This window comes from Staphylococcus kloosii, from assembly GCF_003019255.1.
Taxonomy (GTDB): Bacteria; Bacillota; Bacilli; order Staphylococcales; family Staphylococcaceae; genus Staphylococcus; species Staphylococcus kloosii.
Window position 1 is genome coordinate 536,693 of sequence record NZ_CP027846.1, and the last position, 15,992, is coordinate 552,684.

The window sequence follows — 15,992 nt, forward strand, 5'->3', positions numbered from 1 at the left end:
TTTTGGAGGAGCTTAAATGGCAAAAGATATCATTAAGGCAATTGAAGAACAATATGACGCTTTATCAGCCGGAAAGAAAAAAGTTGCAACATATATTTTGAATTATACAAAGACAAGTAGTTATATGACATTAGCTGAATTACAAAAAGCCACACAAGTAAGTGAAGCGACAATAATTCGTTTTGCATATACTGTAGGTTTTGCTGGATATACGGAAATGCAAAATGCGATTAGAGCTTATGTGTTTGATACGGAATCAAAGACTGAGCCTAATACGTCATCCATACTTGCGCCTATGAACCAAGATATTACATTAATTCAAGATGTGGCGGCATCATTAGATGAACAAGCGGTAAACTATGCTATGCAATTAATCCATGATGCACAATACGTGTATATTGTTGGCAACAATACGTCATATGGTGCAGCACACTGGTTTGGTTATGTGTTAGGTACGTATAAATCAAATGTCACTGTCGTAACGAAACAACATATGAATAAATATTTATTAGATATGCAGCCTAATGATGTAGTCGTTGCCATTTCTTTTCCTAGATACCATAAAGATACAACGGCATTTATAAAAAATGCTGTGAAGCAACAAGCGCGTATTATTAGTATTACAGATAACCAAGTTTCTCCAATATATAAAATGGCTGATTCGGTATTTTTCGCGAAAACAAATAGGGACGTTAGTGGTTATAACGAAATAGCGCCGATAATTAGTTTGCTTAATGTTATCATCACACAATTTAGAGAAAATTATAGTGATGAAGTAAAAGAACGTATTCAACAATTAGAACAATTAAATGATGAAAATCAAGATTTAGTGGAATAGGAGTGAAGTGATTTGTCACGAATAAAGGACTATATTTCTGAACATGAAGCAGATATTATTGCAGATATAAAAGCCCTCGTGCAAAAACAGTCACCAACAGCACATAAAGAGGCTGTCGATGAAGCAGGGGTATGGATTCAAGATAAAATCAAAAGTTATTTAGATATTGAACTAGAAATCATCGAACAACAAGAGACCGGTAACCATATTCGTTTTCATATAGGTGAAGGCGATGAACAAATATTAGTAAGTGGGCATTTTGATACAGTATGGGATTTTGATGATTTAGAACTGATCGAAGATGCTGATACCATATATGGACCTGGTGTTATCGATATGAAAACTGGTGTCGTTCAGGTGCTATGGGCGTTACGTGCTTTAAAAGAACAAAATATCACTACCAACAAAAAAATTGTCGTCCTCTTCAACGGAGATCATGAAGGTATTGCGTCGCCAACTTCTAGACCTTATATCGAAGAAGAAGCGCGTAACAGTGCTTATGGTTTAGTTGCTGAAGCGGCCACTGGTGAAAGTGGTGCGTTAAAAACTTTCCGAAAAGGGATTTATCGCTATACGATAGATTTTAAAGGTGTGAGTTCTCATGCTGGTAATGATCATCAAGCAGGTGAAAGTGCCATATTAGAAGCGGCTTATTTTATTCAACGTTTAGAAAGTTTAACGGATTATGATACAGGCACTACAGTTAACGTTGGTACAATCACAGGTGGTACTGGAATAAATGTTAGACCAGATAGCGCTCAAATTAAGGTCGATGTCCGCGTGAATAACAACGATGAAGGTAAAAAAATAGATGAGCGTATTCAAAGTCTAGAAGCACAAAATGCTAAAGTAGAAGTAACGATAAGTGGTGGACAAGTGAGACCCGTTATGGAAAAAACAACTGCTACTGAGAAGTTATTTGAACAGGCACAAGCATTTGCTCAAGATTTAGATCTTGAATTAGCACAAGTTGCTGTCGGTGGTGGTAGTGATGGAAGTTTTATAGCTGCACAAGGGACACCGACGTTAGATGGTTTAGGTGGGGTTGGCGGAGGTCCACATGCTCGCAATGAACATATTAATAAGACGTATGTAGTTGATAGAACATCACTATTAGCGACGTTGTTTGAACAATTGTAATAAACAGGGAAATTTCTTTTATAAAAAATAGCCTAACAGATATTAACGCCTGCTAGGCTATTTTAATGTGCTTTATCTGTATTGTCATACACTTCGAATGACCAATTTTTCTCTTTCAACACTTCACGGTAAAATGGATCGCTACCAATAACTTTAATATTGTCAGCTAGAGCTTCCACTTCATCTAAATGATGGGTCGTTAAAATAATAAGACGTTGTGATTTCATATCATTAAGTAAACGGTGAATATCATAACGTGATTTCAAATCAATTCCTACAGTAGGTTCGTCTAAAATAAGCACTTTTGGATTGCTCAATAAACCAATTAGAACATTTACTTTACGTTTAGTGCCACCTGATAAGTTGGCGACTTTGGTGTCTCTTGCAGTTAAATTAAGTTGTTGTGCATAAGTATCAATGGCTTGGTCAGATATTGGGTTTTTGGATAATGCTTTAAAACAGTTAATGTTTTCGTTCACAGTCATATGTTCGAACAAAGCAATATCTTGTGGAATATAACCGATTAAATCACGTACACCTTGTTTATTTAAACGTTCACCAAAGTATTGAATCGTGCCACTGTTGGGTTTTTCTAACGTGGCGATAAGTTGGAGTAATGTTGATTTACCTGCACCATTTTCACCGAGTAATACTGTTAATTGTTTATCATTAAAAGTCATATTCAGATTGTCGAAAATATGCAAATTGCGAAAACTTTTATTAATATTTGTAAGTTCAATCATAGCGTCACTCCTAAAATTGTAAAAAGATATAGATAATAGCAATCATCACGCCGTATATGAGTGCCATAAATAGGCGATGACTTAACGTATTAACTTTGAATAGTAACCAAGCGATACCGCATTCGAAAATAATAATAATTAGCAATGAACGTAAATAAAATATCAAGCTGAGTTGTTGCTGCACAATTAAAGCGATGATACCTAAAGTGCACAATAATATCAATGTATGCGTGACAATGTATGTTAAATATAATTTAGACTTTCCGTAACGAAAGAGCGCCAATCGATTTAATGCCGCATTTTGTTTTAATCGTTGATGTAGAATGATTTGGATCGTGCTCACACAAAGTAATAAAGCAAAAATAACACTTACCGAAATTGAGTGATTAGAAGTATGTTTTAACGCTTGATAATCTATTTTAGACGAAGGCGTCTTTTCAGTTACACGTTGTTTGATGGTCGTCATGGTGTAAGATTTATGTGCTAATTTCGTATGTGTTTTAACGATATTCGGAATTTGTTGTTCATAAATCGATTTGCTAATTATTTCCAGGGCAATACTGCCAATAAAATCATCGCGGGCATATAAGTTAATGGCATGCTGTAAATGATTATGATTAAGTTTTGTCGCATAATCCTTTGGTATTGTCATACTGACGACGGCTTCTTTTTTGGATACACGTTCGTCAATATAACCATCGTCTGGCGATATTTTTTCAAGCTGAATAATATCATGATGGCGTAATTTATGAATGAGTTCTGCTGATTGCTGACTATTGCTCATATCTTGTACTGCGACGGGTATGCGTAAAGTTTTATTTAAGTTTTGTTGAATGCCCCAAATAATAATTGATACACACAGCAAGGTACCGATTAATGCTAAATAGTGTTTCCATTGTTTTATAATTACGAGATATACATAGGATTTCATCATCGACGATACCTCCAAACAAGAGTTATAGCTAATAAAATGAGAGAAATAATTAAGCTACTATAAAATATAGGTGAAGTATCTAAAATAAAGTTATTTAACGTAATTTCTAACATTTGATTCGTCACTAAACTAAACGGCTGAGCAATAAATAGACCGCCCAATAAATGTTTGAAATATATCGTAGGAACAATCATTCCTGAACATAAGACGATAAATAGCGTTAATATCAATTTGAAAAGGTAATTTAGCCAACTGGAGCTTATTAATTCGATAATTGTGATCCATAATGTAATCATGATGACGTAATAAGTTAAATGAATGACCACCGTCGGCCAGTTATAACTTTCAAAAGTATTTGGTAAACTGTGCAAAATCCACATATAACCCATTACAGTCCATAGTGCCGTATAACAAAGACTAAATAAGCTACGAATTAAAGTTAATTTTTCAAATGAAAAGTGAAACATGCTTAGTCTACTTTTGAGTGCCGTTTCTTGGTTCATTTTTAAAATAGAAAATAGTGATAAAAATACGATGAATATTGAAATTAAATAACCTGTAATAACGTAATAACTACCAGTATCATAAAGCTTTAACGGATGATAATCGAAAGGACCTGTACGATTTAAGCCTGTAAATAATAAATCTGTTAGTAAGATGAAAGTTTGGTGATTAGTCGCATGCGGTGTAAGGCTAGTATAAGCGAGACCGCCTCCCATTGCTTCCATTAATCTACTATAGACAGAGTCTGTTAATTGATGCATCGCAATGCTTTTTGTAGATTGCGTATCGTATGTATACACGGTAATTGGTAGCTTACCACTATGGTAAAAAGCTTTTGTCATACCGTGCTCGAAGACATAATAGCCTTCAATTTTTTGCTGTTGTAATAGTTGATGCGCTCTGTGTTTGTTATATTGCTTTAACCGAATATCTTTACTTAAGTTTTTCCCGTTTCCCATAGAGTTCAATATCAGTTTTGTTTCTTTGGAATGATCTTCATCAACAATACCGATATTAAATTTGGCATCTTGTTGCTTAACGTGTTGAATAATAAGTAATGTCGATAATAGGGCGATAATAACGGCTGCAATATAGAGTAATAAATACCATTTTTTTAATAAAAAGGAGTGATAAATACGAAACAATTGTAATGTTTTCATTTAATCACTCCTTTAGTCAGTTAATTATTTTTTAACGTCTTTTTGTAATTTTTTTAGTAAGTCGCCAGTATTTTTAGAAATTGCTTTTTGTGCTTTTTTGTAATCAGAATCAGACATAGTGTTTAAGTCTTTAGCTTCTGAAGTACTGAATTTAATTGGTTTTTTCAGTTTAACATTACCATCTAATGTAAATGTAACTGGTTCGTCTTCGACATCAGTAGTAATATCAAGTTTTTGTTTTTGTGTATTATTTTTTGGATCACTGTTTAATACGTTATTGTATTTTACTGAAGCAGTATCATATTTTGATTTTTTCTTAATGCTACCTTTGTCAGTACGGTTGTCACCATTATGTTTTTCTTTATTAGAAATAACGATGCCATCCGATTTGTAACTATTTTTTGAACCTAATGTATATTTATCTGTGTAGTTATCGCCATGTTTCTTAGAGCTACCTTTAATGCTAAATGTATCTTGGCGTTGTTTTAATTTGTAGTCTACAAATAGTTTTTTGTCGCTAATACGGCTTGTACCTGTAATTTTAACATCTGAACCATATTGTCCCTTAAGTAATAAGTTACGTTTTAAAATTTGATTATCTTTTTCCCAAATTGTAGATGTAATTTTTGGATATTCGTCTGAGTCGGCTTTTTTAGCATCTTTTAATGCTTTGTTAATAGATTTCTTATATGACTTGTTGTTGAATTTATCTTTAGCAATTTTCTTAATGTCGCTATCTTTTTTCGCTTCTTTCAAGACAGCTACAGTTAATTTTTTCGTTTCGCCACGGCTCAATTTCATTGTAACTTTCTTAACATCTTCTTTTTTACCGTCTACAGTTACTTTGGCGTTATCTTTTTTGAAATTGTCTTTATCTAACTTATCAACGATAAATTTACTGTAATGATCCCCAATATCTTTCAAATCATCATTAGAAATTTGAGCACTAGACAGTATCGTATTTAAATTTAAGCTGTCATTTGTGACGTTGTTTTGACTACTTGAAGTGCTTGAATATTTTGATGAACTTGAATAACTTGATGATGATGCTGAATTACCAGTGATTTTTTTATACACATCAACAAGTTCACTATTTTTTGCTTTATAACTATCATCAAAAATAGGTGCTTCATAATATTGGTTTTTACTATTTGCTGCCCATTGGAATTTTCCAATTTCGTTATCAGCAATTGTTGGATTTAAAGCTAACACTGATTTATTTTTATCAGGGTCATGTCCGACTTTTAAATTGATTTTTGATGAATCGACAGTTGATTTCGGAATGTCAGAAGATTTCAATAACTTTTCTGGTACATTGGCACTGAAATTCATATTTAATAAATAAGAACTATCTTTCAACTTATCTTGAAATTCAAATTCATTCTTAAAACGATCTTTACCGTAATCTTGAAGCTGCTTAGCTGTTTCTTGTTCACTCATTAAGTAAGTATTCTTAGGTGTATTCTTCACTAAATAGTATGTTATTGCGCCCCCAATCCCTACAATAAGTAGCAATGCAATAACTGCGGCAATAATGATTTTCACTAATTTAGACATTGTCGTCTACCTCCCCGTTTAGTTGTTTGTAAACATAATAGCACAATTAATATAAAATGTAATAGAAAATTTTGTTTTTTAATTAATTTTTGAAAATAAAAACACAGGCATAATTATAAAAATATATTTTTTGTATTAAATCAATATTCATTGAAAGTTTAAAAAACTTTAAAATTATGAAAAAATTGATTGTGATATACTTTGTTATTTATAGTGTAATTTTTTAAAATTATGTAATGGCTATTTTTATACGAGAAAAGGGACACTGATGCATGACGGTCATGAATATGTTTTGGAGGACCTAATAACACTTTTTTATTAATTTATTGTTTTTTGTGACTTTTGAATTTTTACTACTATTAGTTGTATCAATTCTTATAATTTATAATTTGGAGGGGAAATATATCGAAGATTTTAAATTGGTAATATTACTTGTTGCTTTTGTTTAAGCCAGTGTAATAACTGATTTAAATTTTATAATTATATTCCACAACATAATCTTAATGTAAGAAATTCAATATAAATTTAAAGGCTTATTTCTTAGGATTTCCAAGAAATAAGCCTTTAAAATATTATGCTCAACAAAAGTACATCTATTGGTAGTTCAGCACAGCATAAGAAAACAATAGGGTTGTCGTGAGATGAATTGTATTATGCTGCTTTATCTTTATGGTGCGATTTTTTCTTGTCTGCTTGCTGTTCTTTAATGCGTTGTGACTGACTTGTGTCATATTGTTTCAAGTCTGCTTTTTTGAAGTATTTTGCTACAACTTCGTCTAAAGAAATACCTTCTTCTTTTTTACCACCGAACATTGTATAACCATCGCCTTTATTTGCCGTAAAATCATTCGTTGCGACGTGATACTTTTTATCTGGGTCTAGTTGTTTGAAGTTTCCAGTTTTCTTATCTAATACTTTAATTGATGTGACGCGATGTTGCTTGGCTTTATTTAAATTATAAGTAACACGTATAGATTTTGAAGCTTGTAAGAAACCGCCATTCGGTGTTAATACTTTTTTATGATTTTCTGTTTTAGTAGGGGAACTTAAACTGTGTTCAAATGCTTTTTTAACGTCGCTACCTTTAACGCTTATTTGAGTAATGGTATTACCAAAAGGTAAGACAGTGATGATGTTATTTTGTGTTACTTTACCTTTATCAATCGATGCTCTAATGCCGCCACCGTTTGTTACGGCAAAGTCTGGTTTATGTTTGAATTCTTTATTACCATAACTTTCCATGGCATCTGTAATTAAATTACCTAAATTAGTCTCCTTAGTTCTAGCGATGTTTTTAGCGCCTTCAAATTTAACATTATTGTGTTCGCGAACGACTTTTGAAGTTTGTTTTAAGAATTTTTTGTTTGCACTGTTTACTTGATGTGCGATTGTTTTATTACCTTTAAGTTTACTTACGTCTTTAACGTTAATTATTTTTGCTGCTAAATGACTAACTTTATTATCGGAATAATTAAATGTGATATCGCCTACGTTTTCTAATGCGGTACCTGTTTGTGCTACGATACCTTTGCCGAATTTTTCACCTTTGTCTAAAACTGTGTGAGAATGTCCGTCTACGACAATAACAGGTTGTTTAATTGATTTTTTAGCATTCAATTCTTGTGCTAAATTGTCACCGCGCCATGATTTTTTAGTCACTGGATCTACACCTAAATGGGAGAGTACGACAATGACATCTGCTTTATTATGTAGCTTTTTCGCTTCTTTTTCAGCACTACTTACTGGATCAGCAAATTTAACACCTTTAATACTGTCAGGTCTTGTTTTAACTTTGGTTTCAGGCGTAGTAACCGCTACGATACCATAACGGACACCATTTCTTTTAATAACCGTAGAAGGTTTAAAAGGGCGTTTACCATTTTTGTAAACATTTGATGAAATAATAGGGAAATTTAACTGTTTCTTCAAATGTAATAATTGTTGGTAACCAAAATCAAATTCATGATTACCTAAAGTCATCGCATCGTAACCGACGCTATTCATAGCTTTTGCCATTTCTTCGCCTTTAGAATTATTAGAAACAGGTAACCCTTGGAAAGCGTCGCCAGCATCTAACATTAAGTCTGGATGTTGTTGGTCTTTAAAAGTTTTCAGTTTCGCCATGCCAATGACGGAACCTTTTTCTTCAACCATTCTGCCGTGAATATCGTTAGTATGTAAGATAGTGTGTTTTGTAGTGGTCTTTTTATGATGATTTGATTGTTTCTTTTCAGATGCAAATGCGCCTGCCGAAATAATTGTGTAACAAAGTAATAAGCCAAGAATGACCCCGATTATTTTCTGCATAACTAAAACCTCCAATACAAAATTTAAATAAAACTGTATAGTTTAATACATATCACTAAATAACGAGTAACTAACATAAACTTGTAAACTTTTTGAGGTAAATTATTTACAAAAAAACGTTACTACCAAAAGTCATACTTTTGAATAGTAACGTTTGTAACAAGACCACGATGTCTATGCAATATTAATCTGTAATCGCACCTTTTGAGGCTGAAGATACGAGTTTTGCATATTTGTATAAAGTACCACGTGATACTTTTAGTTCTGGCTGTGTCCAATTCGCTTTACGACGTTCAAGTTCTTCATCTGAAACATCGAATGTGATTTCACGATTTTCTGCGTCTATCGTGATTGTGTCATTTTCTTCTAATAATGCCATTGGACCACCAACTTGTGCTTCAGGCGCCGCATGACCAATAACTAAGCCGTGTGAACCGCCAGAGAAACGACCATCAGTTAATAAGCCTACAGATTCGCCTAAACCTTTACCGACTAAGATTGAAGAGGCGGATAACATTTCAGGCATACCAGGTCCGCCTTTAGGCCCGGCGTATCTAATAACGACAATATCACCAGGTTTGATTTTGTTATTTAAGATAGCCTTAGTGGCAGCATCTTCAGTATCGAATACTTTGGCTGGCCCTTTAATATATGTTTCGCTAAGACCTGAAATTTTGGCAACGGCACCTTCTGGCGCTAAATTACCTTTTAAAATAACAAGTGGGCCAGTAGGGTGTTTAGGTTCGTCAAAGTTTATTATTTCTTTATTGTCTGTAAGCTCTTCTTCTTCGGCTAAGTTCTCAGCAACCGTTTTGCCAGTGACTGTTAAGCAATCTCCATGAATTAATCCTTTATCAAGTAATAATTTCATTACGCCAGGTACGCCACCAACATCATTTAGATGTGACATGACATACTTACCGCTTGGACGTAAATCGGCGATATGCGGTACGCGTTGACGAATTTTTTCGAAATCATCTAAGTCTAAGTCAACCTCGATCGTATGCGCAATAGCTAATAAATGTAAAATAGCGTTAGTTGAACCACCGAGTGCCATCGCAACAGTTATAGCATTTTCAAATGCTTCTTTTGTCATAATATCTTTTGGATAAATACCTTTTTCAAGTAAGTTATACACAGCTTTGCCGGCAGCACGACTATCTTTTGCTTTATCTGCCGATACGGCAGGGTGAGAAGCACTTCCAGGTAAACTCATACCCATCGCTTCAATAGCAGAGGACATTGTATTAGCTGTGAACATACCACCACAAGAGCCAGCTCCAGGACACGCGTTACATTCTACTTTATGCAATTGTTTGTCATCGATTTCACCATTGTTATATTGACCAACGCCTTCGAATGCAGATACTGCGTCTAAATCTTTGCCGTCTAATTTCCCAGGTAATACTGTACCACCATAAACGAAAACGGCAGGTAAGTTGAGACGTGCTATACCAATCATGCAACCAGGCATATTTTTATCACAGCCACCAATTGCTACAACACCATCTAAATTTTCGGCACTTACAACTGATTCGATAGAGTCTGCGATTAATTCTCGGCTTGGTAATGAAAAACGCATGCCATCCGTACCCATTGAAATACCGTCAGAAACAGTAATGGTATTAAAGATTAATGGATTGGCGCCTGTTTCACTAATACCTCTTTTTGTAGCGCGAGCCAGCCCATCGATATGTACATTACAAGGCGTTACTTCACTCCAAGTACTTGCAACACCAATCATCGGTTTTTGAAAATCTTCGTCTTCAAAACCTAGTGAACGTAAGTAAGATCGGTTTGGTGTACGATTAACGCCTTCGCTAATCACCTTACTCTTAATACGTAAATCTTGCCCCTCGTTAGTGTCTTTATTCTCCCAACTCATAATAATACCTCCTAGTAAAATAAACTACTTTTGCCTATCTGAGGTGATCAAATTTTATATATAATATTGAGCCATGATAACATACATAAGTTTGTTAATGTAACAGGCAATTTATATATATAAAGCTAAAAAGTTATTTGTACTATATAGCCTTTCTTGAAAGTTATAAACTTTTTAATGAGTATAGTTTTTAAAATGACGATTACAAATAAATGACCACACATTTAAATCATGTGTGGTCGCAAAGTTAATTAATATTTATTTTGTTCATGATATTCTTTTGCTTTTTCTCTCGAATATTTGAGATACATGAGTGACAAAATAATTAACCATACTGGTGTGAAGTAGACAGCTGTACGTGTATCTGGGTTAACTAATAAGACACCGAATATAAAGATAAAGAAGATAATGATAACAATTGACGTTACACGTCCGCCAGGTAGTTTGAACTTGCTGTTTTTGTGTTCTTCAGGTCTTTTTTTAGTATATCTATAATATGCAAAAGTAATAAGTGTCCAAATAAAAATATTCAATACCGTAGAGACTGTTGAAATATAAACAAACACAGTCGTTGCGTTTGGAATTAAATAATTTAGCAATACCGAAATAGAAATCATACCGCAAGTAATTAAAATAGCGATAAAAGGTATGCCTTTACGATTAGTCGTTTGGAACTTCGGTGGCGCTTGCTTTCTGTCAGCTAAACCAAACAATGTACGACTATTTGCGAAAATACCACTGTTACAAGCTGATGCGGCTGCAGTTAAGACGACGAAGTTAATAATCCCTGCTGCGAAGGGAATACCTGCTAAGCCAAACACTTTAACGAATGGACTGTCATCAGGACTCAAATGATTCCATGGAATAACTGAAATAATGACTGCTATCGCTCCAACATAGAATAACAATATTCTAATAGGTACGTTATTAATAGCTTGTGGAATCGTTTTATGAGGGTTCTTCGTTTCACCTGCAGTTATCCCTATCATTTCAATACCTAGGAAAGAGAAAATAGCCATTTGGAATGACATTAAGAAACCTGAAATACCGTGAGGGAACATACCACCATGACTATATATATTTGTGAAGCTCGATGTCCCATATGGTGTTTTATAAGCCATAATTACAAGAATGACGCCTATAATAATGAGTGCCACGATAGTAAATACTTTGATAATGGCAAACCAAAATTCCAATTCACCAAATAACTTAGCACTCGTTAAATTGAAAGCCATAAGTAACAACACGCAAGCTAATGCAGTTAACCAGTTTGGAATTTCCGGGAACCAGTAAGACACATACTTTGCCACGGCAGTTACTTCGGCCATTCCAGAAACGATCCAAGTTAACCAATAAGACCAACCTGTAATGAATCCTGCCCATGGTCCTACAAATTCATTTGTGATATCGGCAAAGGAATTAAATTTTGTGTTAGATAATAACATTTCTCCCATTGCACGCATAAATAAAAATAGGGCCAAGCCTACAATCATATACGTAAACAATATTGAAGGCCCAGTGAGGTGGATTGACTCACCTGCACCTAAAAAAAGTCCTGTACCAATTGCGCCCCCAATCGCAATTAATTGAATATGTCTATTACTAAGTGCTCTTTGTAATTTATCTTCCATATCTTTTCCCCTTAACATTAAAAATGTATGCGCTTTCATAATACTTTGTTTTTTCATATATTGCCATTCTTTTTTTAATAATTCAAATATCTTTGGGCAAATTATATAAAAGAAAAGGTGAAAATCACCTTAAATACTACGTTTTAAGAGATTAATAAACAAAACAAATTTAAAGTTATTTTTTAATCATCTATAATCATAAATTTAGATGGAAACAAAATATGATTGCCACAATATATTAATTTCACAATTATGTAATACAATTTTCAGTTTTTCCATAAATGTACAGGGTATTTAAAAATTAAAAGGAGGATTATTATGACAAATAAAAAACTCGACCAACTTAAAAAGAATGAAAAGAATAATGACGGCAAAGCGATGACTACGAATAATGGGGTTAAAGTGAGTGAAGACGAAAATACTTTAACGGTAGGTGAACGTGGCCCAAGTTTATTAGAAGACTTTCATTTTAGAGAAAAAATAATGCATTTTGACCATGAACGTATTCCAGAGCGTATCGTACACGCACGTGGTTTCGGTGCTCATGGTGAATTCCAAGTATATGAAGATTTATCAAAATATACGTATGCAGATTTTTTAACAAATCCTGAGAAAACGACACCAGTATTTGTAAGATTCTCAACTGTCCAAGGGTCAAAAGGTTCTCCAGACACAGTAAGAGACGTACGTGGCTTTGCGACGAAATTTTATACTGATGAAGGTATATTTGATTTAGTCGGTAATGACATTCCAGTATTCTTTATTCAAGATGCAATTAAGTTCCCAGATTTAATCCATGCAGTGAAGCCAGAACCGCATAACGAAATACCTCAAGGTGGTTCAGCACATGATACATTCTGGGACTTCTTTGCACAAAACCCTGAATCAACGCATACAGCGATGTGGGCAATGAGCGACAGAGGTATTCCTAAAAACTTTAGACAAATAGAAGGTTTTGGGGTGCACACGTTCCGTTTAGTTAACAGTGAAGGTCAATCTTATTTCGTGAAATTCCATTGGAAACCATTACAAGGCTTAGAATCACTTGTATGGGACGAAGCGCAAATCTTACATGGTAAAGATGTAGACTTCCATCGTAAAGATTTATATGAGTCAATCGAAAAAGGCGACTACCCTGAATGGGAATTAGGCTTACAAATCATTACACCAGATCAAGAATTTGATTTTGATTTTGATATTTTAGACCCAACAAAAATTTGGCCTGAAGATCAAGTGCCAGTACAACGTGTTGGTAAAATGACTTTAAATCAAAACGTCAGCAACGTGTTCGATGAAACTGAACAGGCTGCGTTCCATCCTGGTCACATTGTGCCTGGTATTGATTTCTCAAATGACCCATTATTACAAGGTCGTTTATTCTCATACACAGATACTCAAATTTCACGTCTTGGTGGTCCAAACTTTAACCAAATTCCAATTAATAGACCAGTGAATGAAGTTCACAATAACCAACGTGATGCAATGCATCAACAAAATGTCCATAAGGGACAAACTTCATATCATAATAATGCGTTAAATGATAATGACCCTCATACTACTTCAAAAGAAGAGGGCGGTTATGAACATTATCAAGAAAAGGTTGAAGGTAGAAAAATTAGAAAACGTAGTGAAAGTTTCAAAGATTATTATTCTCAACCTAAATTATATCTAAATAGTTTAACAGAAGATGAGTATCAACATATGGTTGATGGTTTCTCATTCGAAATAGGTATGTGTAAATCTATCATGGTTAAGGAAAATGCAGTTAGTCAACTTAACAAAGTTGATAGAAAGTTAGCACAATCTGTCGCAGAAAATGTTGGTGTTAAAGTACCTGAAGAAAATGAAGAAGTAGAGTCTAATGCTTCAGATAGTAAATTAACTATGGAAAAATTTGATATTCCATTGCCAGGCCATTCAGTAGCTGTATTATTAAATGGTGACATTTCAGAAGATACGTTAAAATCTTATGCTAAAACATTTACTCAACAAGGATTAAACTATGCGTTTGTAGGTAAACAACCTAAAGATATAGATGAAGACTTTGGTGTTACTGAAACTTATGCAACAGCACATCCTACGTTATTTGATAGCTTAATTGTGTTATCAGATGGTTCAGACTTAAATCCAGATGCAGAAGCATTTGCAGAAATGTCATATAAACACAACAAACCATTAGTATTTAATAAACAAGCTGCAGAGCAATTAAAAGCAGCTAAATTAAAATTAGATGCGCCAGGTGTCTTTATTTCAGACGATCCAGAAACAATCGTTAAAGCATTTGACCGTGCTAGATATTGGGATAGATAAATTGGGATTACTGAGAACTGATGTATGTCAGTTCTCTTTTTTAAACTAAAAAATAGCAATCCAAATACAGACCCTGAATATAAAAGGTGGAGTAGGACAAAAATCTTATATTTATAAGAAGATTTTGTAGTCCCATCCTGGCAAGGATGACTAGAGTTGAAAACAGCTTGATATAAGCACATTTTCAATGCAGTCATCTACTGCCAATAAAAATAGAGCCTGAAGACAATATATGTCTCAGACTCTTGCTCCTATTAGAGATAATTACAATTTAACGTACATACTCGAAAATACCAGCTGCACCCATGCCGACACCGATGCACATCGTTACCATGCCGTATTTACTATCTGGTCGTTTTTTCATCTCTGATAATAAGCGACCTGTTAACATAGCGCCAGTAGCTCCAAGTGGATGACCTAAGGCAATAGCACCGCCGTTAACGTTTGTCTTTTCTGCATCTAATCCAGTTTCTCTCATTGATGCGAGTGTTTGTGAGGCAAAAGCTTCATTTAACTCTGTTAAATCAATATCATCAATAGATAATCCAGTTTCCTTAAGTACTTCTGGAATAGCATATGCTGGACCTATACCCATGAGTTTAGGATCAACGCCAACAGCTTTGAAGCCAACGAAACGCGCAATCGGTGTCACGCCTAATTCTTTGACTTTATCACCTGACATAAGTACTACAAAGCCACTGCCATCTGTTAATGGTGCAGAAGTACCAGCAGTCACTGTGCCGTCTGCCTTAAATACAGTACGCAATTGTGCTAAGTCTTCTATATTAGTATCTGGACGAATCATTTCGTCTGTCTTAAATTGAACCTTGGATACTACCGGACCATTGCTGTCATAACTCACGTCATTAACTTCAATCGGTATAATTTCATCATCAAACTTATTAGCATCTTGTGCCGCTTTAGCACGTTGATGACTTTGAACGGCGTATGCATCTTGGTCTTCACGTGAAACTTTATATGTTTCTGCCACCATTTCTGCCGTTAAGCCCATAGGATAAGAAACACCACGGTCTTCATCTTGTAAAGTTGGGTTGTTTGTTTGTTCATTTCCTCCCATAGGCACTGCACTCATTAATTCCACGCCACCTGCGACTAAAATGTCGCCTTGACCTGCTTTAATTTGGTTTGCTGCAGTAGCTATTGTTTGTAAACCTGATGAACAATAACGATTTACTGTTTGACCAGGTACACTATCTGGCATACCAGCTAATAGGGCGATAGTACGTGCAATATTTTGACCTTGTAAACCTTCAGGGAAGGCGTTACCAACGATAACATCTTCAACCATACTTGGATCAAATTGACCATCTACACGGTTAAGCACGCCTTTAAGTACTTGCGCTGCCACGTCATCCGGTCTGTCATGATACATGGCACCTCCTTTAGCTTTACTTGCTGCCGAACGACCATAAGCTACGATATATGCATCTCGCATTTCACTTCATCCTCTCTTCTCTTACTTT

At 34.6% G+C, this 15,992-nt stretch carries 11 protein-coding genes; 3 read left to right on the forward strand and 8 right to left on the reverse strand.

Translation table 11 applies throughout. The features are described from left to right. Positions 1–16 precede the first annotated feature (16 nt). Together C7J89_RS02625 and C7J89_RS02630 are read left to right on the forward strand one after the other, a co-directional pair. Positions 17–838, forward strand: a complete 822-nt coding sequence (locus C7J89_RS02625) for a MurR/RpiR family transcriptional regulator (protein WP_061853904.1) — start codon at positions 17–19, stop codon at positions 836–838. 12 nt (positions 839–850) lie between these two features. After that, entirely contained in the window at positions 851–1,978 is a 1,128-nt protein-coding gene (locus C7J89_RS02630; protein WP_103294612.1) for a M20 family metallopeptidase, read from the forward strand. A 62-nt stretch (positions 1,979–2,040) separates the two neighbouring features. Here the strand turns inward: C7J89_RS02630 and C7J89_RS02635 are convergent, their stop codons facing one another. The 7 genes from C7J89_RS02635 to C7J89_RS02665 all read right to left on the reverse strand — a co-directional run bounded on the left by C7J89_RS02635 (position 2,041) and on the right by C7J89_RS02665 (position 12,198). Beyond that, a complete protein-coding gene (locus tag C7J89_RS02635) occupies positions 2,041–2,721 on the reverse strand; it encodes an ABC transporter ATP-binding protein (RefSeq protein WP_103294613.1) in 681 nt (226 codons plus the stop codon). A 10-nt stretch (positions 2,722–2,731) separates the two neighbouring features. Then, positions 2,732–3,655 carry an ABC transporter permease gene (locus tag C7J89_RS02640; protein WP_103294614.1) on the reverse strand — a complete coding sequence of 308 codons (924 nt, stop codon included), beginning with the start codon at positions 3,653–3,655 and terminating at the stop codon, positions 2,732–2,734. Next, positions 3,652–4,818 (reverse strand): ABC transporter permease, encoded by a 1,167-nt coding sequence (locus C7J89_RS02645; protein ID WP_103294615.1) that lies wholly within the window; start codon positions 4,816–4,818, stop codon positions 3,652–3,654. Before C7J89_RS02645 ends, C7J89_RS02640 begins: the two co-directional genes overlap by 4 nt. Positions 4,819–4,842: 24 nt before the next feature. After that, complete coding sequence (locus C7J89_RS02650) at positions 4,843–6,375, reverse strand: DUF6583 family protein (protein WP_103294616.1); 1,533 nt, start codon at positions 6,373–6,375, stop codon at positions 4,843–4,845. Positions 6,376–7,026: 651 nt separating this feature from the next. After that, entirely contained in the window at positions 7,027–8,682 is a 1,656-nt protein-coding gene (locus tag C7J89_RS02655) for a 5'-nucleotidase C-terminal domain-containing protein (protein ID WP_103294617.1), read from the reverse strand. A gap of 184 nt (positions 8,683–8,866) precedes the next feature. After that, positions 8,867–10,567 (reverse strand): dihydroxy-acid dehydratase, encoded by a 1,701-nt coding sequence (ilvD, locus tag C7J89_RS02660; protein ID WP_061853897.1) that lies wholly within the window; start codon positions 10,565–10,567, stop codon positions 8,867–8,869. A 251-nt stretch (positions 10,568–10,818) separates the two neighbouring features. Further along, positions 10,819–12,198, reverse strand: coding sequence for an amino acid permease (locus tag C7J89_RS02665; RefSeq protein ID WP_061853896.1), 1,380 nt, complete (start codon positions 12,196–12,198; stop codon positions 10,819–10,821). A 318-nt stretch (positions 12,199–12,516) separates the two neighbouring features. Between C7J89_RS02665 and C7J89_RS02670 the strand changes: the two genes are divergently transcribed. Continuing rightward, the gene (locus C7J89_RS02670; RefSeq protein ID WP_103294618.1) at positions 12,517–14,508 is read left to right on the forward strand and encodes a catalase; all 1,992 of its coding nucleotides are present in this window, start codon (positions 12,517–12,519) and stop codon (positions 14,506–14,508) included. A gap of 271 nt (positions 14,509–14,779) precedes the next feature. On the opposite strand, the gene C7J89_RS02675 is transcribed toward C7J89_RS02670, so the two are convergent. After that, on the reverse strand, positions 14,780–15,964 hold the full coding sequence (locus C7J89_RS02675; protein WP_103294619.1) for a thiolase family protein: 1,185 nt from the start codon (positions 15,962–15,964) through the stop codon (positions 14,780–14,782). Positions 15,965–15,992 lie beyond the last annotated feature (28 nt).

Excerpts from the sequence above, each read along its gene's own strand:
- C7J89_RS02670 (WP_103294618.1), top strand. The coding sequence starts at position 12,517 with ATGACAAATAAAAAACTCGACCAACTTAAAAAGAATGAAAAGAATAAT.
- C7J89_RS02645 (WP_103294615.1), bottom strand. The coding sequence starts at position 4,818 with ATGAAAACATTACAATTGTTTCGTATTTATCACTCCTTTTTATTAAAA.
- C7J89_RS02625 (WP_061853904.1), top strand. The coding sequence starts at position 17 with ATGGCAAAAGATATCATTAAGGCAATTGAAGAACAATATGACGCTTTA.
- C7J89_RS02675 (WP_103294619.1), bottom strand. The coding sequence starts at position 15,964 with ATGCGAGATGCATATATCGTAGCTTATGGTCGTTCGGCAGCAAGTAAA.
- C7J89_RS02650 (WP_103294616.1), bottom strand. The coding sequence starts at position 6,375 with ATGTCTAAATTAGTGAAAATCATTATTGCCGCAGTTATTGCATTGCTA.
- C7J89_RS02655 (WP_103294617.1), bottom strand. The coding sequence starts at position 8,682 with ATGCAGAAAATAATCGGGGTCATTCTTGGCTTATTACTTTGTTACACA.
- C7J89_RS02665 (WP_061853896.1), bottom strand. The coding sequence starts at position 12,198 with ATGGAAGATAAATTACAAAGAGCACTTAGTAATAGACATATTCAATTA.
- C7J89_RS02640 (WP_103294614.1), bottom strand. The coding sequence starts at position 3,655 with ATGATGAAATCCTATGTATATCTCGTAATTATAAAACAATGGAAACAC.
- C7J89_RS02635 (WP_103294613.1), bottom strand. The coding sequence starts at position 2,721 with ATGATTGAACTTACAAATATTAATAAAAGTTTTCGCAATTTGCATATT.
- ilvD (WP_061853897.1), bottom strand. The coding sequence starts at position 10,567 with ATGAGTTGGGAGAATAAAGACACTAACGAGGGGCAAGATTTACGTATT.